This window comes from Sporosarcina sp. SAFN-015 (assembly GCF_059415085.1).
In genome coordinates, this window is record NZ_JBPFDR010000008.1 from 1 (window position 1) to 21,184 (window position 21,184).

Here is a 21,184-nt window from a genome sequence, read left to right on the forward strand (position 1 = left end):
GGATTAGCTCAGCTGGGAGAGCACCTGCCTTACAAGCAGGGGGTCGGCGGTTCGAACCCGTCATCCTCCACCATAATACTTTAAAAATATGATTCGCCGGTGTAGCTCAGTTGGTAGAGCAACTGACTTGTAATCAGTAGGTCGTGGGTTCGACTCCTATCGCCGGCACCATTTTTATGAGCCATTAGCTCAGTCGGTAGAGCATCTGACTTTTAATCAGAGGGTCGCAGGTTCGAATCCTGCATGGCTCACCATTTCTTGACTCTCTGTCTTGATATGAATATGCGGGTGTGGTGGAACTGGCAGACACGCTAGACTTAGGATCTAGTGCCGTAAGGCGTGGGGGTTCGACTCCCTTCACCCGCACTTCAATGCGGAAGTAGTTCAGTGGTAGAATACGACCTTGCCAAGGTCGGGGTCGCGGGTTCGAATCCCGTCTTCCGCTCCAAATGATTTGCCGGGGTGGCGGAACTGGCAGACGCACAGGACTTAAAATCCTGCGGTAGGTGACTACCGTACCGGTTCGATTCCGGTTCTCGGCACCAAACATTTATTATAATGCGCCCGTAGCTCAATTGGATAGAGCGTCTGACTACGGATCAGAAGGTTGTGGATTCGAATTCTTCCGGGCGCGCCATTCATTCTTGTAAAACGGGAAGTAGCTCAGCTTGGTAGAGCACTTGGTTTGGGACCAAGGGGTCGCAGGTTCGAATCCTGTCTTCCCGACCACTTCTTACAATGGGGCCTTAGCTCAGCTGGGAGAGCGCCTGCCTTGCACGCAGGAGGTCAGCGGTTCGATCCCGCTAGGCTCCACCATTATATTAATACTTTTCCTGGCGGCGTAGCTCAGCTGGCTAGAGCGTACGGTTCATACCCGTAAGGTCGGGGGTTCGATCCCCTCTGCCGCCATCCTAAAGGACCTTTAGCTCAGTTGGTTAGAGCAGACGGCTCATAACCGTCCGGTCGCAGGTTCGAGTCCTGCAAGGTCCACCACTATTTGAATAGTCATCACGGAGGAATACCCAAGCCTGGCTGAAGGGATCGGTCTTGAAAACCGACAGGGGTGTTAAAGCCCGCGGGGGTTCGAATCCCTCTTCCTCCGCCATTTATTTCAAAAGTACAATAGTGGCTCCTTGGAAAACCAAATATGTAGGAGTGTTAAATTCCTACAACTAACATTATCGCGGGGTGGAGCAAATCTCATCACGCAGAATGAGATTTGTGTAATTTCCTAAAAGGAAATTACAGCTAAGTCCCAAAACACAGCAATATGCGTAGGATTTAAAACTCCTACAACTAACATTATCGCGGGGTGGAGCAGTGGCAGCTCGTCGGGCTCATAACCCGAAGGTCGCAGGTTCAAATCCTGCCCCCGCAACCAAATGGTCCCGTGGTGTAGCGGTTAACATGCCTGCCTGTCACGCAGGAGATCGCCGGTTCGATCCCGGTCGGGACCGCCATTTATTTCATTACATAGTATTTACGATTTGATGATTGTAGATTTCTAAGTGACTCTTATAGAAACTATCAGTTTTCCAAGTCAATGTGGCTCAGTAGCTCAGTCGGTAGAGCAAAGGACTGAAAATCCTTGTGTCGGCGGTTCGATTCCGTCCTGAGCCACCATTCCTTGCGGGTGTAGTTTAGTGGTAAAACCTCAGCCTTCCAAGCTGATGATGAGGGTTCGATTCCCTTCACCCGCTCCATGGGCCTATAGCTCAGCTGGTTAGAGCGCACGCCTGATAAGCGTGAGGTCGGTGGTTCGAGTCCACTTAGGCCCATCATATTCCGCAGTAGCTCAGTGGTAGAGCAATCGGCTGTTAACCGATCGGTCGTAGGTTCGAGTCCTACCTGCGGAGCCAACTTTATACGGGGAAGTACTCAAGTGGCTCAAGAGGCGCCCCTGCTAAGGGCGTAGGTCGCGAAAGCGGCGCGAGGGTTCGAATCCCTCCTTCTCCGCCATAATAATTGGCCCCTTGGTCAAGCGGTTAAGACACCGCCCTTTCACGGCGGTAACACGGGTTCGAATCCCGTAGGGGTCATACAGATGGACTGTTTACGAAGTCCACACTTAAACAGGTGATGAAAAACATTTCATTTTTCATCACCTGTTTTTCTATTGTTATAAACCCATTCAAAATTTTTTGAGCAAGATTATGGAAGGGTGGGGCATACCAACGCAAAACTGCTGCAGAAAGTTGATATCTGCAGCAGTTTTGTTATCTTATTTATCTCCGGTGTAGCTGTCTCTTTGATGATACGGAATATCTCCGAGAGGTGATTCCATTCCTTCCTCGTCTAATTCCCCTTCATATTCTTCAGACATCTCTGACCGGACAAAGCCTCTTGCTTCCCCAGTGATATCGGTACTGACGAACTCTTCTATCTCTTCGGTTGCACCATCCATCAGTTCATTGTCATAAAGGGTATTATAATCATCATGGTCGCCTGTAAAATCAGAAGGTGTTTCGGATGTACCGAATTTAGCAATTTCCTGAAAGCTGTCTTCACTGTCTCTTTCATTGTGTTCCCTATGAGCGGTTTCTCTTCTGTCTGCGAACGTATTAGGGTTGGCCATTATTAATACGTCCTCTTCCGATGGTCGATCGTTCGGGATATCTCGTTCCGGTGTATGATCTATGCAGTATGTCGTGTAAGGAAGTACTTCTAGCCTTTCGTACGGTATTTCAGCTTTACACACTTCACAATATCCATATGTTCCGTTAGTGAGGGCGGTTAAAGCATGCTCCACTTTATCGGATTCATCGCCTGCATGGACGTGTAGGGCCAGATCCTTTTGTCTTTCAAATAACTCAGTGCCCATATCTCCTGGATGGTTGTCGTACGTTGATAATTCCCCTATTTCTTCTCTTGCAGAGTCTCTAATATCCGTTTCACTTTCCGTTTTTTGTAATTGTGATTTCATTTCTAATAAGCTTTTCTTCAGCATTGATTTCTGTTCAGCTGTTAACATGTTCAGCACATCCTTTTATATTAGTTGTATTAGTATGGTCGGTGTCCAATCAGTTCATAGCAATGAAAGCTTTGTATCTTCTTAATTCCTTTTGAAGCGATGAACTAAACATGGAATACAAATACAGAAAAAATGGACCCGCCAAATTGGCAAGTCCATAGGTGTACTTATAGGATATGGCCGATTAGGATGCTGATTCCTAATAACAAACCAAATAACGTATTTGTGACAGCTGTATTCTTCATTGCTGGCATTACTTCCAGAGGAAGTTGGTAAGCGCGAAAAGTAGCAATAGCTTTCATCGGTTTTCGAACGCTTAGAAAAACGAGCAATGCCCACGGTGTTACATATCCTAAAACGATGAGTATGATAATCCAGCTATACGACACGATAAAAAATGAGGCGAGGATTGATATTGCTTTGGATCTTCCTACAAGTATAGCTAATGTCTTCCTGCCGCCTTCCTTATCACCCTCTAGATCGCGGATGTTATTGGACATCATTATGGCAGCGACGAGAAGCATACTTGGTATGGAAATGAGCACAGCATCTGCTGTCACTTCACCGGTCTGAATATAGAAGGCGATTAAGATTAGCAGCATTCCCATTACAACACCGGATACAAGCTCTCCAAAAGGCGTGTAAGCGATCGGGAGCGGACCACCGGTGTACAAGTAACCGATAAGCATTGAAACGGCTCCCACAAGGGCAAGTGTCCAAGACGTCTCCATACATATATAAATTCCGATTAAAACGGATACTGCGTACAATGCAAGTGCAATGTTCAAAACTGTTTTAGGTTTGACGCCATTCCGAACGATCGTGCCACCAATTCCAACCGAATTTTCATTGTCCAAACCACGTTTGAAATCATAATACTCATTGAACATATTGGTTGCCATTTGAATGAAAAGACTGGCAATGAGCATAGCTAGAAATAAAGGAAAATGAAGTTTTCCGTGAGTTAAAGCAATCATTGTCCCTAGGAAAACCGGAGCGAAAGCAGCAGTCAAAGTATGCGGTCTAGTAAGCTGCCACCATATTCGCCATCCGGAATCAGCTTTAATAGTATGTTGCAATGTATTCTCTCCTATCCTTATGTTTCCGTTATCCATTGTACTCCAAAACGTCACAAAGAGGTATCCTTGTTTGCATTATCTATGCGAGATTGAAGAAATTCCGATATAATGGAACTAAGGAACTCATTCTTCTACAAAAAAAGTAAGTAGTTCAATTGGCAAGACGAGGATTGAAGATGAAGGAGAGAAAACGATGGGTCACAAGATGACGGATGTACGTGAAATGCAAAAAGTGGTGATTTCTCCAAGTACACGCTTCTTCACGGAAACTGTCGAAGTGGGAAGGATATCGCCTTTGTCTTTTTTTGAAGCGGGTGCTTCTCAATACAAAGACAAACGATTTTATTGGCAAAATGCGGACAAGACATTAACACTTGTCGGGATAGGACATGCCTATACGTTGGCGAACGGAAAAACCGATGGCCGCTTTAAAGACATATCGGAGCAATGGAAACAGCTTTGCTCCATTTTAATAAAAGAAGAAAAGGATATCGATCCTGTTCTTTTCGGGGGATTTTCATTTGACGAGAAAAACAGGATCGAATCGGAGTGGAATGAATTCCCGTCCGGTTATTTCGTCGTTCCGTCCTTTCAATTGAAGATCGAGGATGGCAAAACGATGATCTCCATCAATATGATTACGGATCAAAAAGAAGCCGCGTTGGATTTTGAAAGGCTCCGGGACGAGCGCGATAAACTGATCCATAATGCACAGGTGGAGGAGTTTGATTTTACGAATCACAATAGGATCGTTGCTACAACAGAACGAGGGAAAGAGCAATATATGAGCGCGGTGGAAAATGCTACTGATTTGATTCGTAAAGGAAGGGCGGACAAAGTCGTCATTGCCCGGGCACTTGAGCTTGAATTTGAACAAGATGTCAATAGCGTCAACGTATTGCACGCAATTACAAACGAACAGCAAGAGAGTTATCACTTCGGGCTTCAAAAAGGGAAGTCGCTCTTTTTTGGTGCAACACCTGAACGTCTCATCGAAATTAAGAATGGGAAAGCGTACTCGGCATGTGTTGCCGGATCGATTCGGCGCGGGAAATCAGCTCAAGAAGATAAGTCGCTTGGTGATGAGCTATTAGGCGATCGGAAGAACCGAGAAGAGCATCAGCACGTCGTGAGCATGATCTCCAATATTTTTGATAGATATTGTAGTGAAGTACTCATTCCTAAAACACCGAAGCTGATGAAAATAAGAGATATTCAACATCTCTATACACCTGTTGAAGGAACACTTGGACAGGAGAACGATATATTCTCTTTTGTAGATGCATTGCATCCAACACCTGCGTTAGGTGGAGTTCCGACAGATGTCGCCTTGCAGATTATTCGGCAGGAAGAAGAGATGGATCGTGGTTTTTATGCTGCTCCTATCGGTTGGACCGATGCTGCAGGCAATGGAGAATTTGCAGTCGCCATTCGTTCAGCACTTATTAATGAGGACAAAGCGTATTTATATGCTGGAGGAGGAATTGTTGCAGATTCTGTTCCTGAATTGGAATATGATGAAACTTGGGTAAAATTGAGACCGGTCTTGCGGGCGCTTGGAGGAAAGTTGAATGGATGAAAGACAGGTTTTGACAGACCATGTATTGCGAATGACTGATACGTTGCTGCAGGCAGGTGTCAAGGAGGCGGTCATAAGCCCAGGATCTCGTTCAACGCCTCTTGCCTATGCATTTGCTTCATCAGACAATCTGCAGACATATATGCAAGTCGATGAAAGGTCAGCAGCGTATTTTGCGCTAGGTTTAGCGAAAGCATCAGGCAGACCGGTTGTTCTTTTATGTACATCGGGAACAGCGGCATCTAACTATCATCCTGCAATCACTGAAGCATACTATGCCCGCATTCCATTAATTGTCCTGACGGCTGACCGCCCACATGAATTGAGAGGTGTAGGTGCGCCACAGGCAATCGATCAATTGAATATGTACGGGAAGCATGTGAAATTCAGTGTGGATCTTCCATTAGCAGAAGATAATGAGGAAATTGATCGGTTTTTGGAAAGGCATGTCAATCGTGCCGTGTCCGTTGCTTTGACCAAACCGATGGGACCTATCCATCTGAACATTCCACTTCGTGAGCCTTTGCTAATCGATTTTGATAGGAAAGCACGTGCAGCGACTTTTGTTGAAAGTATTCACGGCGAGATTGAATTATCGGTTAATCAAAAACAAGCGCTTTCGAATCTCTTTTCAAATGCGAAAAGTGGAATGATCATTGCAGGGGAATTGCCGGTTGGATTCGATAAAGATGCATTCTGGGATTTTGCAAAACGGCTGCAATGGCCTGTACTATGTGATCCTTTATCCAACTTGCGTTCGGAAGTGCCTGAGGAATGTAAATCGCTATGCATCGCTCATTATGATGCGATCTTAAAAAGTGAGAAATTCAAAATGAATGCAGTACCAGATACAGTGATCCGTTTCGGAGCGCAGCCTGTATCGAAACCACTAATGTTATTTTTGAAAAAAAGTCGGCCGGAAGTGTTTATGGCCTTGGATGAGTCACCGGAGTTCAGGGATTCACTAGGCGTTGTCACGCATCACCTGCAATCCTCGCCTGCGTCCGTGTATGAAGTTGCAGAACAGCAAGAAGCGACTTCCTATACTGACATGTGGTCTTCGGCCGATATGTTTGTGGAAACAGAGACTCGGCGTTATGAAGGCTTAGTTGGTGATGAAGGGATTATCGCGAAAACTTTATTCGATATGCTTCCGGATGGAAGTGATCTGATCAGCGGAAGCAGCATGCCGATCCGTGATGTAGACACATTTTTCTATAAGACAGAGAAAGACGTTACGATATTTTCCAATAGAGGAACAAACGGTATAGATGGTGTCATATCTACGGCATTCGGCATCGAAGCGGCACGAAACAGACCGACATACTTGCTCATTGGCGATTTATCCTTTTTACATGACGTCAATGGATTAATCGTCTCGCGATTCCATAAAACGAATTTGACGATTGTCATAGTGAATAATGACGGTGGTGGAATTTTTTCATATCTTCCCCAATCGACTGTGGAAAACCATTTCGAGGAGCTGTTTGGAACACCGACAGGATTAACGTTCGAACATATCGGTGCCATGTATGACGCCCAATACGCCGCAGTTAGTACTGCAGAAGAGTTCAAAGCTGAACTTCAAAAAGTAAAGACGAAGGATGTCCGTATCATCGAAGTGTTCACGAGCCGACCGTTGAATGTAAAAGCTCATCGCTCGTACTGGGCAGGTATTACAAAGGGGCTGGATGGAGATGAATAATCTTCAAATTCCAGTGCGTGGACTTTCAATACATGTGAAGATGGAGGGCGATCGTCATTTGCCCGCCATCGTTTTCCTACATGGGTTTACAGGAAGTTCTGCTACTTGGACAGAAGTTCGAAATGAACTTAAAGGATCATATCGGACAATTGCCATTGACTTGACAGGACACGGGAAAACAACTGTTCCCGACAATGCGGAGCGCTATTCGATGGAGGAACAGGTTGAAGATCTGGAAGCGCTTTTTGAGTATTTAAAATTAGATTCTTTTTACTTGGTAGGTTACTCAATGGGTGGTCGTATTGCACTAGCATATACGATCCATTATCCAAACCGTGTTAAAGCATTGATTCTAGAAAGCTCATCCCCAGGTCTTTTGAAAGAACATGACAGGATGGAGCGAAAAACAGCAGACAAATTGTTGGCTAGTAAGATTATTGACGAAGGCATTGCTTCTTTTGTCGAAAAATGGGAGAATATCCCCCTTTTTGAATCGCAAAAAAGTCTTCCTGCAGAGAAAAGGCAGGAAGTCAGAAGAGAAAGACTGCAGCAAAATACCATTGGGCTTGCAAACAGTCTGTTAGGTATAGGAACGGGCAGTCAGAATTCCTATTGGGAAGCCCTTAATTCGATATCAAATCCTGTTTTTCTTATAACGGGGGAGCTCGATGCGAAATTTGTAGCAATTGCCCGGGAAATGAGCAACCTTTCTCCTACATGGCGGCATATAGTCGTTTCTGGCGCGGGTCATGCAATTCACGTGGAAAAACCACGATTGTTTGCTACAATGATTATGGAGTATTTGATGGATCTATAACAATTGGAGGAGGAAAAAAATGACTCGTCAATGGGAAACAATCCGTACATATGAAGATATTAAATACGAAAAGTACAACGGCATTGCAAAAGTGACAATTAACCGTCCGGAAGTACGCAATGCATTCCGTCCTAAAACTGTAATGGAGATGATTGATGCGTTTTCTCGTGCGCGTGATGACGAAAGTATCGGTGTTATCATACTAACAGGTGAAGGCGAGAAAGCATTCTGCTCAGGAGGCGACCAATCGGTACGCGGTCATGGAGGATATGTAGGGGATGACGAAATTCCTCGTTTGAACGTCCTTGACTTGCAAAGATTGATCCGCGTCATTCCGAAACCTGTCGTCGCGATGGTTGCAGGCTATGCAATCGGTGGTGGTCATGTATTGCATGTCGTATGCGATTTGACAATTGCAGCAGACAACGCTCGATTTGGTCAAACAGGACCGAAAGTCGGTTCATTTGATGCAGGATATGGTTCAGGTTACTTGGCACGTATTATCGGCCATAAGAAAGCAAGAGAAATTTGGTATCTATGCCGCCAATACGATGCACAACAAGCCTTGGACATGGGTCTTGTAAACACTGTTGTCCCTTATGAGCAATTGGAAGACGAAACGGTCCAATGGTGTGAGGAGATGCTTTCAATGAGCCCGACTGCGCTCCGTTTCATTAAAGCAGCAATGAATGCCGATACAGACGGACTTGCTGGTCTACAACAAATGGCCGGAGATGCTACTTTGCTTTATTACACAACAGATGAGGCGAAAGAGGGACGCGATGCGTTCAAAGAGAAGCGCAAGCCTGACTTCGGTCAATTCCCACGATTCCCTTAATATTGTCATAAATACCAAATTATCTAAGGCTGCCTTTTTTACGAGGCAGCTTTTCTATTCGACGGAAGGTGAGTGTATGATTCCTAATTGGTTGCTTCAAAGAGCATATATAACGCCGAATCGCATGGCCCTTTCATTTGGAGAAGAGCAATGGACATTTCGGCAACTATTGGAAGAGGCATCAGAAATTGCACAGAAGTTAAGATGGAATGGGTTGAATGAAGGTGATCGAATTGCTTTGTTGGGTCGTTCGACGCCGAATATGGTGTTTGTCATTCACGGATGTCTTTTAGCAGGTCTGGAAATTGTCATGTTGAACAGCAGGCTATCATCGAAAGAGATTTCTTGGCAATTGAATGATTGTGACGCGTCAGTTTTAATTGTCGATGATGAATTTCTTGATCGTATCAAAGAGATAAACACTTCCAAGCTGACATTTTCCGCAATAGAATCAAGTGGTAAAGAAAGTTTCACGGTTACTGAAATATGGGAACCGTCACGGACGATTACAATTATGTATACGTCAGGGACGACAGGTTTTCCGAAAGGTGTCCGACAAACAGCTGGCAATCATACATCGAGCGCTTTGTCTTCCGTCTTGAATTTAGGATTAGCGGATGATGACATTTGGCTTTGCACGATGCCATTATTCCATATTAGCGGTTTCTCGATTCTTGCTCGATCTGTCATTTATGGGATGGGTGTACGGCTTTATGAAAAATTTGATGCAATTTCGATTGTGGATGAAATAGAAAATGGAACTGCGACAAGAATTTCTGTTGTGGCAACAGGATTGCACAGGATCCTCGAAGAATTTGAGACAAAAGGATCAGTTGCTCATCCATCCTTCAAGACGATGTTGGCAGGTGGAGGTCCGGTACCGGATGATTACTTGCGAAGAGCCGCAAATTATCAGTTGCCTGTTTTGCAGACGTACGGGATGACCGAAACAAGTTCACAAACCGCAACACTTTCCTCAGAAGACGCTTTGCAGAAGTCCGGATCCGCAGGCAAACCTTTATTTTTCAATCGGATTAAGATTAGAGATGCAGAACAGCCAGGAGATTTTGGTGAGGTGCTCATAAAGGGCCCACATGTGACGCTAGGCTATATCGGCCATGCTTCGGAAAGAGATCCGTTAGAGGACGGTTGGCTGCCGACAGGGGATATTGGTTATATCGATGAGGATGGCTATTTATTCATCGTCGATAGACGGTCCGATTTGATTATTTCCGGAGGAGAAAATATTTATCCTGCAGAAATCGAAAACGTCCTTATTTCACATCCACACGTTAAAGAGGCGGGCGTTTGTGGACAGGATCACCCTGAATGGGGCAGTGTGCCAGTCGCTTTCATCGTCGGTTACAAAAATGTATCAGTGACCGATTTGGAAGATTATTGTGTACAACAGCTTGCTCGATATAAGATTCCGAAAGCATTCCATTTAGTAGATGAACTGCCACGGAATGCATCCAATAAACTTCTCCGTCGTAAACTGAAAGAGTGGGCGGCTACTGGAATACATAAAAAGTAGAGAGGGGTTTTAACCCCCTCTCCACTTTTTTATTTATTGGCTTGTAGTGCTTGCTCAAAAACATGCAAGTTCCGTTCCATCAATGTGAAGTATGATTCGTCATTGTTTATATCGTCTTGTGTGAGCACACCTAAATTATGAAGCATTAATGATTCCGCGCCGATTTCCTTCCTGACGACTTCTGTTAACTTCGATGAAACATTCTGTTCGAATAAAATATATTGTACATTTTCTTCCTTAGCTTGCTCGACAATTTGTGCAAGCTGCTTTTGTGAAGGCTCACTTTGCGAATTCAATCCAGCGATTGCTACTTGTTTCAATCCATATTCGTTCGCAATATACCCAAATGCGGCATGTGAGACAAAATACGTTTTCGTTTCGGCCTTGGCGGCCATTTCCTTGAACCGCTCATCCAACTCGATCAAGTCGTTTTCGAGCAGATCGAAATTCTTTTCGAACGTTTCTTTCTCATCGGGCTTTTTTGCAATGAGCGATTCTTTAATGGAAGAAGCTAGTTCGATGCTAAGGACTGGTGAAATCCAAACGTGAGGATCGAATTGGCCATGTTCATGTCCATGTTCCTCATGCCCTTCTTCCTCGTCCTCATGATGTCCTTCTTCAAGTTGATCCTCTGATATGGACTCTGCAGTTGCCACTAATTCAACATGTTCATTCTGTAACGTCTTTTGAGCGCTTTCCACAAATCCTTCAAGTCCTAGACCGATATAAAAGAACAGATCCGCATCCGATAGCGCAATCATATCTTTTTGTGTCGGATCAAATGAATGCTCATCCGCTCCTGCAGGATAGATTGATTTCACATCGACTAACTCCCCGCCGATCCGCTCGGTAAAATATTGTAAGGGATATACTGTCGTATAGACAGATAATTTCCCTTCGTTGGCTGTTCCAGTATTGTCTTTTACATTCTTAGTCCCGCATGCACCAATGAGCAAAGTCATGATGAGTGCCAGAAGAATGAGTGCTCTTTTCTTCATAAATAAATCCTCCACTGTATTAATAGTAATGATTACGATTTAAACACTTCCTTATAATACACGTTAACAATAGTTTCCGCAACTGAAAAGAAAAAAACCGGCAATTGCCGGTCATCAATTTATTTTTTCTTTTCGAGTTTTTCCGGTACCGGATCAAAGCCGCCTTCATGGAAAGGATGGCATTTCAATATCCGTTGAATCGTCAGCCATGAACCTTTCAAAGCGCCGTGTTTCTGAAGCGCTTCTACACCGTAATGCGAGCAAGTAGGATAGAAACGGCATGATGGCGGAGTAAGTGGAGAAATGATTTTTTGATATGTCTTAATAATACCGATTAATATTGTTTTCAATGGTGAACACCTTGCTTTCTCATGTATGTTTATTTTATTTGTTCCAGTGGTAAATTAACAGGGAGATGCTCTGTAAATATAAATTTGAAGAGGGGTTTTTTTATGTCTAAAGAATTAATGGAAGAACTGAATGTACAAGTATCTACTTGGTCAGTCATGTATGCCAAGCTGCATAATTATCATTGGTATGTAAAAGGGAAACAATTTTTTACGTTGCATGCAAAATTTGAGGAGCTTTATAACGAAGCGACTGCACATATGGATGAAATCGCCGAACGAGTGTTGACTCTTGGTGGAACTCCAACTGCTACGTTAAAGGAGCATTTGGAGCAGTCTGTCGTAAAAGAGGCGAAAGGCGATGAACAAGCCGAGGATATGGTGAAAACAATCGCTGATGATTTTGATAAAATTATGAAATCCTTGAAAAAAGGAATGGAATATGCGGCGGAAATCGGTGACGATATGACAGAGGACATATTAAATGCAACGTATCAAAGCATTGAGAAGCATCAATGGATGTTAAATGCTTTTCTTGGAGAAGAGAATAAATGAGCATGCATTCTTGAATAATCGATTTTTTCACCGATAGTAGCATTGTAAAGGAGGAATGGTTTATGAACATGAACTCCATCATGGCAAGCCAATTGAGAAGTTTGCAATCTACAGTTCAATTGAGTGTCATGAATAAAGCTTTATCGGTGAATGCAACTGCAGTGACAGACATGCTGCAAAGTATGCAGGATCAACCGGCGGTCCATCCTTATAAAGGTTCGGCTGTCGATGTAAAGGCTTGAAGTAAAGAGCGCGAATTTCCTTGCAATCTAGGAAATTCGTGCTTTATTTTTGTTGCAGCTACTCAATATGTGTAAAATGGGGTACGAGAAGTGAGAGGATCATATAGGAGGCGACATCATGACACAAATCCAATTTATAAGAAATTTAATTATTGAAACACCATCCAAACCGGGGAATTTTGCAAAAGTCGCAACAGCTATCGGTGTTTTAGAAGGCGATATTGGGGATATCCAAACAATAAAAGTAGGAACGTTATCGACAATAAGGGACGTTTCCATCCAGTGTACGAGTGAGGAGCAATTGGAGAAAATTGTTACTGCTATTAATGCAATCGGAGAAGGCATTCATGTGCATGCGGTAACGGATGATGTTTTGCATGCGCATGAGGGCGGTAAGATTGCTATGAAGAGCCGCGTGGAAGTCCGTTCATTAGGAGACCTTCGACGAATTTACACGCCGGGAGTCGCCAATGTTTGTAAAGTGATACAAAATGATCCGGTGCAAGCAGATTATTTTACAGGCATTTCTAACACGGTTGCGATCGTAACGGACGGAACAGCAATTTTAGGGCTCGGCAATATCGGTCCTGTCGCCGGTATGCCTGTCATGGAAGGAAAGGCGGTCTTGTTCGATCAATTCGCTGGCATTAGCGGAATTCCAATATTGCTTGATACGAGCGATCCTGAGAGAATCGTGGAAACCGTCAAGCATATTCACCAAAGCTTCGGCGGAATTCTATTGGAGGATATCGGTTCGCCTCATTGCTTTGAAATCGAAGAGAGATTGAAAGCTGAGCTTCAAATCCCTGTCATGCATGACGACCAACATGGAACCGCAGTCGTCACACTCGCTTCCGTTCTTTCAGCATGCAGGCAATCAGGTGTGGAACTATCGCAATCCATTGTCGGTCAAATTGGATTAGGGGCTGCAGGGCTCGCCATTAGCAGGATGCTAATGGCATATGGCGTGAAGGAAATGCGTGGTGTTGATCCTAATCCCGAAGCGATTGATAGACTGAAGCAACATGGCGGTACTGCTTTGAATTCTGTTGATGAGATTATGCAAACTTGTGATATCGTAATTGCAACGACTGGCGTGCAAGGGTTAATTAAGCCTGAGATGGTCCGTAAAGGGCAAATCGTTTTGGCACTGTCCAATCCAAATGCGGAAATTGATCCTGAAGTTGCTTTACGAGCTGGAGCCGCTTTTGCCGCGGATGGCAGACAAGTGAACAATATTCTTGGGTTCCCTGGAATTTTCAGAGGTGCTTTAAATGCTCACGCGAAAGATATTACATATCCGATGCTAATTGCTGCAGCATTAGCAATTCTGGATAGTACAAAACCAGGTGATCTTGTTCCACATCCATTAGATCCAGCCGTACATGCTAATGTAGCGAGTGCTGTCGAACGTGTAGCAAATGAAGAAGTGAATTCCATCTGAACGCATTGAATCGAATATCTGATATGAGCCATACTACGACAAAAAAGTGGGTGCTCATATGGAAAACGATAAAGTCAGAATGTACGTCTCGATTGCGAATCAACAAGTTTATTCACATAAGCATGCGTCTCCATGGGAATACGAAGTGGAGATGAGTAGGGAACTTGTTCCAGTTTTTCATCAATTGTTTAGCCAAATGGACCGATTAGAATTTCGGAATTTCCTACGATCACATTTGCCGTATGTCCCATATCATTATGACCGGGATAATCATGATGTTGATCGAAGGACGATGATGCTCTATGCATTGGTTCATGAATTTAGCGATGATGAAACGAAGAAATTCATTGAACAGCTGCCGTATTTTACGAAGGGAACACCAAAGATTCCATCTGCTCCTGTTCAATCATCCAATTGATTGTGAAAGGACGTGACTCATATAGCAACGATATTTAAAGATTTACAAGGGGCGCATGTTGAGCTGACTTTCGGTGAAAATCGTTTTGGCATGGAAGCGAGGCATGTGCTCGTTGTATTGAAACATGAAGGGAAATGGCTCGTGACACGCCACTCCGTTCGCGGAATAGAATTTCCTGGAGGCAAGGCGGAAGAAGGGGAAACACTTACTGAAGCTGCAATACGAGAAACGATAGAAGAAACTGGTGTGACAATTACAGATCTCGTCAAGTTTGCTGAATATGTCGTAATGAGCAATGTAACATTTTGCAAGGCAGTGTTCACAGGGAAAGTATTCAGCATTGAAGAAAACCCCCAGCTGTTTGAGACAGAAGGTGCATTTTGGATGACGGATGAACAATTGTCAAACTGCGATGAATTGAGTTTTCATATGAAAGATGCTGGGATGGTTGAAATTCGAAAGTGGGTGGATTCATATGTTTCCTAATGGGGCAATTTTGCACAGAAGAGAATATCCATCCCCAAATCCACAAATCTATCTAGAAGAAATAACGTATTGGTCGGATGGGCTTAAAGTGAAAGGGTTGCTTGCTGAACCGATTAACGGTGGCAACTATGAAGGGATCATTTACTTGCGCGGGGGCATTCAGCATGTCGGAATGGTCCGACCTGCCAGAATTGCACAGTTCGCTTCACAAGGTTTTGTCGTCTTTGCTCCATATTACCGAGGAAACAGAGGTGGGGAAGGGCGAGACGAGTTTGCCGGGGACGATCGTCAGGACGCGGTCAACGCTGTTGAAGTCATAAAGCAAAGTCCGAAGTTGAACAAGGAACGTATCCATCTTTATGCATTCTCCCGTGGCGGCATTATGGCACTCTGGACAGCGATTTTACGGGAGGACATCACATCAGTTGTAACATGGGCCGGTGTCTCGGATGTAATCTTTACATATAATGAACGGGAAGATATGCGCCGTATGATGAAGCGGGTCATTGGCGGCACGCCGAATAGTATGCCTGATGCATACCGGGAACGGACTGCGTTATTCAAGGTGGATGAAATCAATGCCCCTGTTTTGATCATCCACGGAATGAAGGATGATAATGTTTCATTTGAACAGGCAATCTTGCTCGAAGATGCTTTACGTGAGAAAGATAAACAGTACGATACTTGGTACTTCCCTGAGTATACCCATTACTTTCCGTCAGCTCATAATGCACAAATCGTCAGGGATTTATGTGATTGGATGAGACAGCAGGGAAATGAATAAAACATAAAAAAACAACCATGATGGTTGTTTTTTTATGTTTTATTCACCTTGAATGCTACAAACTACTTGTCCAACGGCTTTAGCAGCAACGAGAAGTGCGTCTTCGTCTATATCGAATTTTGGATGATGATTGAAATATGGTTTGTCAACGCCCTTAGGAGTACAACCAATATAAAAGAAACAAGCCGGGAATCTTTCGGCATAGTATGCAAAATCCTCGGACGGCGCCATTGGTGGCACTTCTTTTACCTCTGTTATTTCTTTCACATTTGCATTTATCAAAGTGATAGCGACTTTTTCTGTAAGTTCAGGATTATTATATAATGGCGGATAATCAGGTGTATATGTTAGGTCACATTGTACATCGAACTCCGCCTCAATTCCTTTGGCGAGACGTTTGAGTTCCCGTTCGATCGTTTCTTGCGTTTCAACCGTCATATAACGAATATCGCCTTCAAGCACTACACTGTCTTTAATAACATTAAATGTACCCGCTCCATCAAACGATCCAATTGTAATGACCCCAATATCGAAAGGACTAAGTCTACGGCTAATGATTGTTTGAATGGCAGTAACGAAGTGAGCTCCGGCAACAATGGCGTCATTCGCCAAATGAGGGGAGGAACCGTGTCCGCCTCTGCCTTGTATTTTTAGTTTCATATATGCCCGTCCATTGAAAGCATAGCCTTTGTTGAAGCCGACCATTCCAACTGGAGCAATTGGCAATAGGTGAATGCCGTACACTTCATCCAGATCATCCAGCAATCCTGATTCGATAATGCTTTTTGCACCGCCTGGTGGGACTTCTTCAGCATGTTGATGAATAATTTTTATCGTCCCGGCTACTTCCGATTTCAGTTGAATTAAACAATCCGCCAATATTAGCATATAGGCTGTATGTCCATCATGTCCACAAGCATGCATGATCCCTTCATTTTTCGATTTGAAAGGCACTGGTGTTTCTTCAACGATTGGCAAAGCATCAAAATCTGCACGCAATCCAATTGTTTTGCCTGGTTTTCCTCCTGTAATTGTAACGATAATTCCGAATCCATTTCCAACGTTCGTTTGAATTTCGACATCTTTGCCTTTGTAAAAGTCTGCTATATACTGAGCTGTTTTTTCTTCTTTAAATGACAGCTCGGGGTATTCGTGCAAGTGGCGGCGGATTTCAATCATTTCATTTTTACGCTCGCCAAGCATGCTCATTAATTTATCTTTCAAGATATCCACTCCATTATTTTACGTGACCGAAGAATTAGTCAGATACAATAAAAGTACCCTAGAAAAGTGTCGTTAAACGTATTAAAAAGCTATATAAAAAAAGATCCAGGCGCAACATAGCGCCTGGATCTTCACTGTCTTTGTATTAAGCGACTGGTCCGCCTTTTTGAGTGATTTCTTCAGAAACATGACCGAATTTCTTGAAGTTCTCACGGAAAAGATCTGCCAACTCTTTCGCTTTTTGATCGTAAGCTGTCGGATCGCTCCAAGCGTTACGAGGGTTCAATACTTCAGTCGGTACGCCGTCAATTGCTTTAGGCATAGCAAGACCGAAAATTGCATTCTCTTCGTATTCCACATCGTTCAATTCGCCAGCGATTGCTGCACGGACCATTGTACGTGTATGTTTCAAAGACATACGATGTCCTACACCGTAAACTCCACCAGTCCAACCCGTGTTGACAAGGAAGACTTGTGCATCGTGCTCGTCGATTTTCTTCCCTAGCATTTCTGCGTAGACCGTTGCAGGCAATGGGAGAAAAGGGGCACCAAAGCATGTAGAGAATGTCGCTTCCGGTGAAGTGACGCCGCGCTCAGTTCCTGCTAGCTTCGAAGTGAAACCGCTTAGGAAGTGATACATCGCTTGTTCCTTCGTCAATTTGGAGATTGGAGGCAATACGCCGAATGCATCCGCTGTTAAGAAGACAATTGCTTTCGGATGTCCTGCAACCGATGGCATCACGATGTTTTCGATATTATGGATCGGGTATGCTGCACGCGTATTTTCAGTCAATGAATTATCGTCGTAATCGGGCTTGCGAGTCTTTTCATCCAAGACGACGTTTTCCAATACTGAACCGAAACGGATCGCTCCGTAAATTTCTGGTTCCTTCTCTTTTGAGAGATTGATCGTTTTCGCATAGCAGCCGCCTTCGATGTTGAAGACTCCGTTTTCGGACCAGCCGTGCTCATCATCACCAATTAGTTTACGGTTAGCATCTGCTGAAAGCGTCGTTTTTCCTGTTCCAGAAAGACCGAAGAATAAAGCGACATCTCCTTCTTCGCCAACGTTTGCAGAGCAGTGCATGGATAGTATGCCGTGCTCAGGCAGCAAGTAGTTCATAACGGAGAAAATCGATTTTTTCATTTCTCCCGCATATTCCGTACCTCCAATTAACACAATACGCTTCTCAAGTGATACAATGATGAAGGTTTCGGATTTCGTTCCGTCTACTGCCGGATCTGCTTTGAATGTCGGAGCAGCGATAACCGTGAATTGAGCTTCATGCGTTTTCAATTCTTCCTCAGTAGGGCGAATGAAAAGATTGTTGACGAACAAGTTTTGCCATGCGAATTCATTGATGACTTGGATAGACAGCTGGGACGCTTTATCCGCTCCTGCAAATCCTTTGAATACGAATAGCTCTTCCTTAGCTTTTAAATGGTTTAAGACTTTCTTATATAATGAATCAAAGATTTCAGATGAAATCGGGCGGTTCACTTTGCCCCAGTCGATTTTGTCTTTTGAAGATTCCTCTTCGACAATATACTTATCCTCAGGAGAACGGCCAGTATACTTTCCTGTCTCTGCAGTAAGTGCGCCATCTGCAGAAAGTTTCGCTTCTCCACGGGAAGTTGCTTTTTCAACCAGTTCTGCCACTGAAGGCTGTATGTTTACGTTGTTGCCTGAAAGTAACTCGTGTAATCCGTTTTCAATTTTAGCTGAAATCATTTTAAGTACCGTCCTTTGCATGTAATCCCAGTTGGTGGGTTTCATCACATTTCGTAAATAGTATAACACATTTAGAATAATAATCTATACTAATTCAAAACTCAAGTATATATGCATAAAATGTTTGACAAAGTACAAACTTTTTCGTAGGATTATTTATTGAACGGATACTCTTATCCCGAGCTGGCGGAGGGACAGGCCCTATGAAGCCCGGCAACCTGCGTGGACCTTATTGGCCGCGAGAAGGTGCCAAACCTGGAGCAAGGTGAATTCCTTGGACGATAAGAGTGAAAGGTGCTGCTTTTGAAATTATGCCTTTCCTCATGTATATTTACGTGAGCGAAGGGCTTTTTTATTGAATGAATCAAGCCCTTAATCCTTGTGTATGTTGACGTCGACTCTCTAGGCGCTGAACTTACTGGGACAATTAGAGTACCGTATCAATATTTGCAAGCTTTTAAGGAGGAAATTACAATGACAAATCGCCGATTGTTCACTTCAGAATCGGTAACTGAAGGCCATCCGGATAAAATGTGCGATCAGATTTCTGACGCCATTTTGGATGCCATCTTAGAGGAAGATCCGAATGCACGTGTAGCCTGTGAGACGACAATTACAACAGGACTCGTTTTAGTCATCGGAGAAATTACGACAACAACTTATGTTGACATCCCGAAAGTCGTACGGGATACAGTGAAGGAAATTGGCTATACACGCGCTAAGTTCGGATTCGACTGGGAGACGTCATCTGTATTGACGTCCATCGATGAACAATCTCCTGACATCGCGGCAAGTGTCGATCAAGCACTTGAAGCACGTGAAGGGACAATGACGGATGAAGAGCTCGAAGCGATCGGAGCGGGAGACCAAGGGCTAATGTTCGGTTATGCTTGCAATGAAACACCTGAGCTTATGCCGATGCCGATCAGCTTATCGCATAAACTTTCACGCAGACTTGCGCAAGTGAGAAAAGACGATACGCTTGATTATTTGCGACCAGACGGTAAAACGCAAGTAACAGTTGAGTATGATGAGGATAATAACCCGGTTCGGATTGACACAATCGTAATCTCTACTCAACATCATCCTGATATCACTTTAGAGCAAATTCAACGTGATATTAAAGAACATGTCATCTATCCAGTCGTATCAGCAGAATTATTAGATGAAGAAACAAAATACTTCATCAACCCATCCGGCCGTTTCGTCATCGGCGGACCACAAGGGGATGCCGGTTTGACTGGCCGGAAGATCATCGTTGACACATATGGTGGCTATGCGCGTCATGGTGGCGGTGCATTCTCCGGAAAAGATGCGACAAAGGTGGACCGTTCTGCTTCATATGCTGCGCGCTATGTTGCGAAAAATATCGTTGCTGCGGGACTTGCGGATCGTTGTGAAGTTCAATTGGCTTATGCGATCGGTGTTGCAAAACCAGTTTCCATTTCAATCGATACGTTCGGAACAGGAAAAGTCGAGGAAAGTAAGCTAGTGGAAATCGTACGTGAACTATTCGATTTACGTCCTGCCGGCATTATTAAAATGCTCGACCTTCGCCGTCCGATTTACAAACAGACAGCGGCATACGGCCATTTCGGACGTACTGACGTTGAACTCCCTTGGGAGCAGACAGACAAAGCGGAAGATTTGATCGCAAAGGCTGGCTTGACTGTTTAATATTTGAAAGAATATCAGCAGCACTTCATCGAATAATTGATGAGTACTGCTGATTTTTTATTTAGCCAATAGAACAGGGAATCAAAGAATTTCGTAAAGGCTCATTAATTTCACGAAGCGTCATAATTTAAAAGGAGGAACCTAACGAAAATTATAGCGTTATAAATAGTGATAAAAAGTGATGATCAATGGGATTAAATAAATAAAGATGCTGCCCAATTGGACAGCACCTAGTTTATATTTGCATCTCTTTATAAATCTTGCCTTTTTCAACATAGCTATTCAAAACACGTTCCATCTCTGCTCGATCTTCATCATTCAATTCACGGACGACTTTCGCTGGTGAGCCAAGAGCTAGGCAACCAGGCGGTATTTTCTTGCCTGGTGGTACGAGGCTGCCTGCACCGATGAATGCTCCCTCGCCGATTTCAGCTCCGTCCAAAATGATGGCTCCCATGCCGATGAGTGCACCTTTACGAACAATACAACTATGTAAAATCGCCTTATGGCCAACTGTAACCTCATCTTCAATCAGCAATGTTTTTCCTGGACTTTGGTGTAGGCAGCTTAAATCTTGGATGCTCACTCGCTCACCGATAATCGTCGGGGCGACATCTCCTCGGATGACCGTATTGAACCAAATGGAACTGTTTGCCCCGATCGTTACATCGCCAGTAATCGTTGCATAATCCGCAACGTAGACGGTTGGATCAATTTGTGGGGTTTTTCCGTTGTAAGGATAAATCATGAACGT

The 21,184-nt window shown here is 43.9% G+C and carries 19 protein-coding genes, 19 tRNA genes and 1 riboswitch; of the genes, 31 read left to right on the forward strand and 7 right to left on the reverse strand.

What is annotated here, in order from left to right:
• The first annotated feature begins 95 nt into the window (after nt 1-95).
• The 19 genes from ACR65H_RS13730 to ACR65H_RS13820 all read left to right on the forward strand — a co-directional run bounded on the left by ACR65H_RS13730 (nt 96) and on the right by ACR65H_RS13820 (nt 2,039).
• A tRNA-Thr gene (locus ACR65H_RS13730) sits at nt 96-171 on the forward strand.
• Nucleotides 172-178: 7 nt separating this feature from the next.
• A tRNA-Lys gene (locus ACR65H_RS13735) sits at nt 179-254 on the forward strand.
• A 30-nt stretch (nt 255-284) separates the two neighbouring features.
• Nucleotides 285-366, forward strand: a tRNA-Leu gene (locus ACR65H_RS13740).
• Between the two features lie 7 nt (nt 367-373).
• A tRNA-Gly gene (locus tag ACR65H_RS13745) sits at nt 374-448 on the forward strand.
• 8 nt (nt 449-456) lie between these two features.
• Nucleotides 457-545 (forward strand) — tRNA-Leu (locus tag ACR65H_RS13750).
• 15 nt (nt 546-560) lie between these two features.
• A tRNA-Arg gene (locus tag ACR65H_RS13755) sits at nt 561-637 on the forward strand.
• Nucleotides 638-652: 15 nt separating this feature from the next.
• Nucleotides 653-729: transfer RNA gene (locus ACR65H_RS13760), tRNA-Pro, on the forward strand.
• 11 nt (nt 730-740) lie between these two features.
• Nucleotides 741-816: transfer RNA gene (locus ACR65H_RS13765), tRNA-Ala, on the forward strand.
• A gap of 19 nt (nt 817-835) precedes the next feature.
• A tRNA-Met gene (locus ACR65H_RS13770) sits at nt 836-909 on the forward strand.
• 7 nt (nt 910-916) lie between these two features.
• Nucleotides 917-993, forward strand: a tRNA-Ile gene (locus ACR65H_RS13775).
• A gap of 19 nt (nt 994-1,012) precedes the next feature.
• A tRNA-Ser gene (locus tag ACR65H_RS13780) sits at nt 1,013-1,105 on the forward strand.
• Between the two features lie 201 nt (nt 1,106-1,306).
• Nucleotides 1,307-1,381, forward strand: a tRNA-Met gene (locus tag ACR65H_RS13785).
• Between the two features lie 3 nt (nt 1,382-1,384).
• A tRNA-Asp gene (locus ACR65H_RS13790) sits at nt 1,385-1,460 on the forward strand.
• Nucleotides 1,461-1,547: 87 nt separating this feature from the next.
• Nucleotides 1,548-1,623 (forward strand) — tRNA-Phe (locus ACR65H_RS13795).
• A gap of 6 nt (nt 1,624-1,629) precedes the next feature.
• Nucleotides 1,630-1,703: transfer RNA gene (locus ACR65H_RS13800), tRNA-Gly, on the forward strand.
• A 1-nt stretch (nt 1,704) separates the two neighbouring features.
• Nucleotides 1,705-1,778, forward strand: a tRNA-Ile gene (locus ACR65H_RS13805).
• A 6-nt stretch (nt 1,779-1,784) separates the two neighbouring features.
• Nucleotides 1,785-1,859: transfer RNA gene (locus tag ACR65H_RS13810), tRNA-Asn, on the forward strand.
• A gap of 9 nt (nt 1,860-1,868) precedes the next feature.
• Nucleotides 1,869-1,959 (forward strand) — tRNA-Ser (locus tag ACR65H_RS13815).
• Nucleotides 1,960-1,967: 8 nt separating this feature from the next.
• Nucleotides 1,968-2,039: transfer RNA gene (locus ACR65H_RS13820), tRNA-Glu, on the forward strand.
• Nucleotides 2,040-2,221: 182 nt separating this feature from the next.
• On the opposite strand, the gene ACR65H_RS13825 is transcribed toward ACR65H_RS13820, so the two are convergent.
• Together ACR65H_RS13825 and ACR65H_RS13830 are read right to left on the reverse strand one after the other, a co-directional pair.
• Entirely contained in the window at nt 2,222-2,971 is a 750-nt protein-coding gene (locus ACR65H_RS13825; protein ID WP_440500995.1) for a TraR/DksA C4-type zinc finger protein, read from the reverse strand.
• 167 nt (nt 2,972-3,138) lie between these two features.
• Nucleotides 3,139-4,050 carry a 1,4-dihydroxy-2-naphthoate polyprenyltransferase gene (locus tag ACR65H_RS13830; RefSeq protein WP_440500997.1) on the reverse strand — a complete coding sequence of 304 codons (912 nt, stop codon included), beginning with the start codon at nt 4,048-4,050 and terminating at the stop codon, nt 3,139-3,141.
• A gap of 193 nt (nt 4,051-4,243) precedes the next feature.
• On the opposite strand from ACR65H_RS13830, the gene ACR65H_RS13835 reads away from it, so the two are divergent.
• From ACR65H_RS13835 to ACR65H_RS13855, 5 genes are all read left to right on the forward strand, one after another.
• On the forward strand, nt 4,244-5,629 hold the full coding sequence (locus tag ACR65H_RS13835) for an isochorismate synthase (protein WP_440500999.1): 1,386 nt from the start codon (nt 4,244-4,246) through the stop codon (nt 5,627-5,629).
• Nucleotides 5,622-7,334, forward strand: a complete 1,713-nt coding sequence (menD, locus tag ACR65H_RS13840; protein ID WP_440501000.1) for a 2-succinyl-5-enolpyruvyl-6-hydroxy-3-cyclohexene-1-carboxylic-acid synthase — start codon at nt 5,622-5,624, stop codon at nt 7,332-7,334. The genes ACR65H_RS13835 and menD overlap by 8 nt, the downstream gene beginning before the upstream one ends.
• Nucleotides 7,327-8,151 carry a 2-succinyl-6-hydroxy-2,4-cyclohexadiene-1-carboxylate synthase gene (menH, locus tag ACR65H_RS13845; protein WP_440501001.1) on the forward strand — a complete coding sequence of 275 codons (825 nt, stop codon included), beginning with the start codon at nt 7,327-7,329 and terminating at the stop codon, nt 8,149-8,151. The genes menD and menH overlap by 8 nt, the downstream gene beginning before the upstream one ends.
• A 19-nt stretch (nt 8,152-8,170) precedes the next feature.
• Complete coding sequence (menB, locus tag ACR65H_RS13850) at nt 8,171-8,989, forward strand: 1,4-dihydroxy-2-naphthoyl-CoA synthase (RefSeq protein WP_440501003.1); 819 nt, start codon at nt 8,171-8,173, stop codon at nt 8,987-8,989.
• Between the two features lie 76 nt (nt 8,990-9,065).
• Entirely contained in the window at nt 9,066-10,523 is a 1,458-nt protein-coding gene (locus ACR65H_RS13855) for an o-succinylbenzoate--CoA ligase (RefSeq protein WP_440501005.1), read from the forward strand.
• 29 nt (nt 10,524-10,552) lie between these two features.
• On the opposite strand, the gene ACR65H_RS13860 is transcribed toward ACR65H_RS13855, so the two are convergent.
• The gene (locus ACR65H_RS13860) at nt 10,553-11,521 is read right to left on the reverse strand and encodes a metal ABC transporter solute-binding protein, Zn/Mn family (protein WP_440501006.1); all 969 of its coding nucleotides are present in this window, start codon (nt 11,519-11,521) and stop codon (nt 10,553-10,555) included.
• 119 nt (nt 11,522-11,640) lie between these two features.
• Entirely contained in the window at nt 11,641-11,871 is a 231-nt protein-coding gene (yidD, locus tag ACR65H_RS13865) for a membrane protein insertion efficiency factor YidD (RefSeq protein ID WP_440501008.1), read from the reverse strand.
• Nucleotides 11,872-11,973: 102 nt separating this feature from the next.
• On the opposite strand from yidD, the gene ACR65H_RS13870 reads away from it, so the two are divergent.
• The 6 genes from ACR65H_RS13870 (at nt 11,974) to ACR65H_RS13895 (ending at nt 15,797) form a co-directional block, all read left to right on the forward strand.
• Nucleotides 11,974-12,423 (forward strand): Dps family protein, encoded by a 450-nt coding sequence (locus tag ACR65H_RS13870; RefSeq protein WP_440501009.1) that lies wholly within the window; start codon nt 11,974-11,976, stop codon nt 12,421-12,423.
• Nucleotides 12,424-12,485: 62 nt separating this feature from the next.
• A complete protein-coding gene (locus tag ACR65H_RS13875; protein ID WP_440501011.1) occupies nt 12,486-12,665 on the forward strand; it encodes a putative motility protein in 180 nt (59 codons plus the stop codon).
• A 118-nt stretch (nt 12,666-12,783) separates the two neighbouring features.
• Nucleotides 12,784-14,109, forward strand: coding sequence for an NAD-dependent malic enzyme (locus ACR65H_RS13880; protein WP_440501012.1), 1,326 nt, complete (start codon nt 12,784-12,786; stop codon nt 14,107-14,109).
• 58 nt (nt 14,110-14,167) lie between these two features.
• Entirely contained in the window at nt 14,168-14,527 is a 360-nt protein-coding gene (locus tag ACR65H_RS13885) for a transposase (RefSeq protein ID WP_440501013.1), read from the forward strand.
• A 12-nt stretch (nt 14,528-14,539) separates the two neighbouring features.
• Nucleotides 14,540-15,013 (forward strand): NUDIX hydrolase, encoded by a 474-nt coding sequence (locus ACR65H_RS13890; protein WP_440501014.1) that lies wholly within the window; start codon nt 14,540-14,542, stop codon nt 15,011-15,013.
• Nucleotides 15,003-15,797, forward strand: a complete 795-nt coding sequence (locus ACR65H_RS13895) for an alpha/beta hydrolase family protein (RefSeq protein WP_440501015.1) — start codon at nt 15,003-15,005, stop codon at nt 15,795-15,797. The genes ACR65H_RS13890 and ACR65H_RS13895 overlap by 11 nt, the downstream gene beginning before the upstream one ends.
• Nucleotides 15,798-15,836: 39 nt before the next feature.
• Here ACR65H_RS13895 and ACR65H_RS13900 read toward each other — a convergent pair whose 3' ends face one another.
• Nucleotides 15,837-17,021 (reverse strand): amidohydrolase, encoded by a 1,185-nt coding sequence (locus ACR65H_RS13900; protein WP_440501017.1) that lies wholly within the window; start codon nt 17,019-17,021, stop codon nt 15,837-15,839.
• Between the two features lie 145 nt (nt 17,022-17,166).
• A complete protein-coding gene (pckA, locus tag ACR65H_RS13905) occupies nt 17,167-18,753 on the reverse strand; it encodes a phosphoenolpyruvate carboxykinase (ATP) (protein ID WP_440501019.1) in 1,587 nt (528 codons plus the stop codon).
• Nucleotides 18,754-18,923: 170 nt separating this feature from the next.
• A riboswitch (SAM riboswitch) is annotated at nt 18,924-19,041 on the forward strand.
• Between the two features lie 186 nt (nt 19,042-19,227).
• Here pckA and metK point away from each other — a divergent pair.
• The gene (gene metK / locus ACR65H_RS13910; protein ID WP_440501020.1) at nt 19,228-20,430 is read left to right on the forward strand and encodes a methionine adenosyltransferase; all 1,203 of its coding nucleotides are present in this window, start codon (nt 19,228-19,230) and stop codon (nt 20,428-20,430) included.
• A gap of 235 nt (nt 20,431-20,665) precedes the next feature.
• Here the strand turns inward: metK and ACR65H_RS13915 are convergent, their stop codons facing one another.
• Entirely contained in the window at nt 20,666-21,178 is a 513-nt protein-coding gene (locus tag ACR65H_RS13915) for a gamma carbonic anhydrase (RefSeq protein ID WP_440501022.1), read from the reverse strand.
• Between the last annotated feature and the right edge of the window lie 6 nt (nt 21,179-21,184).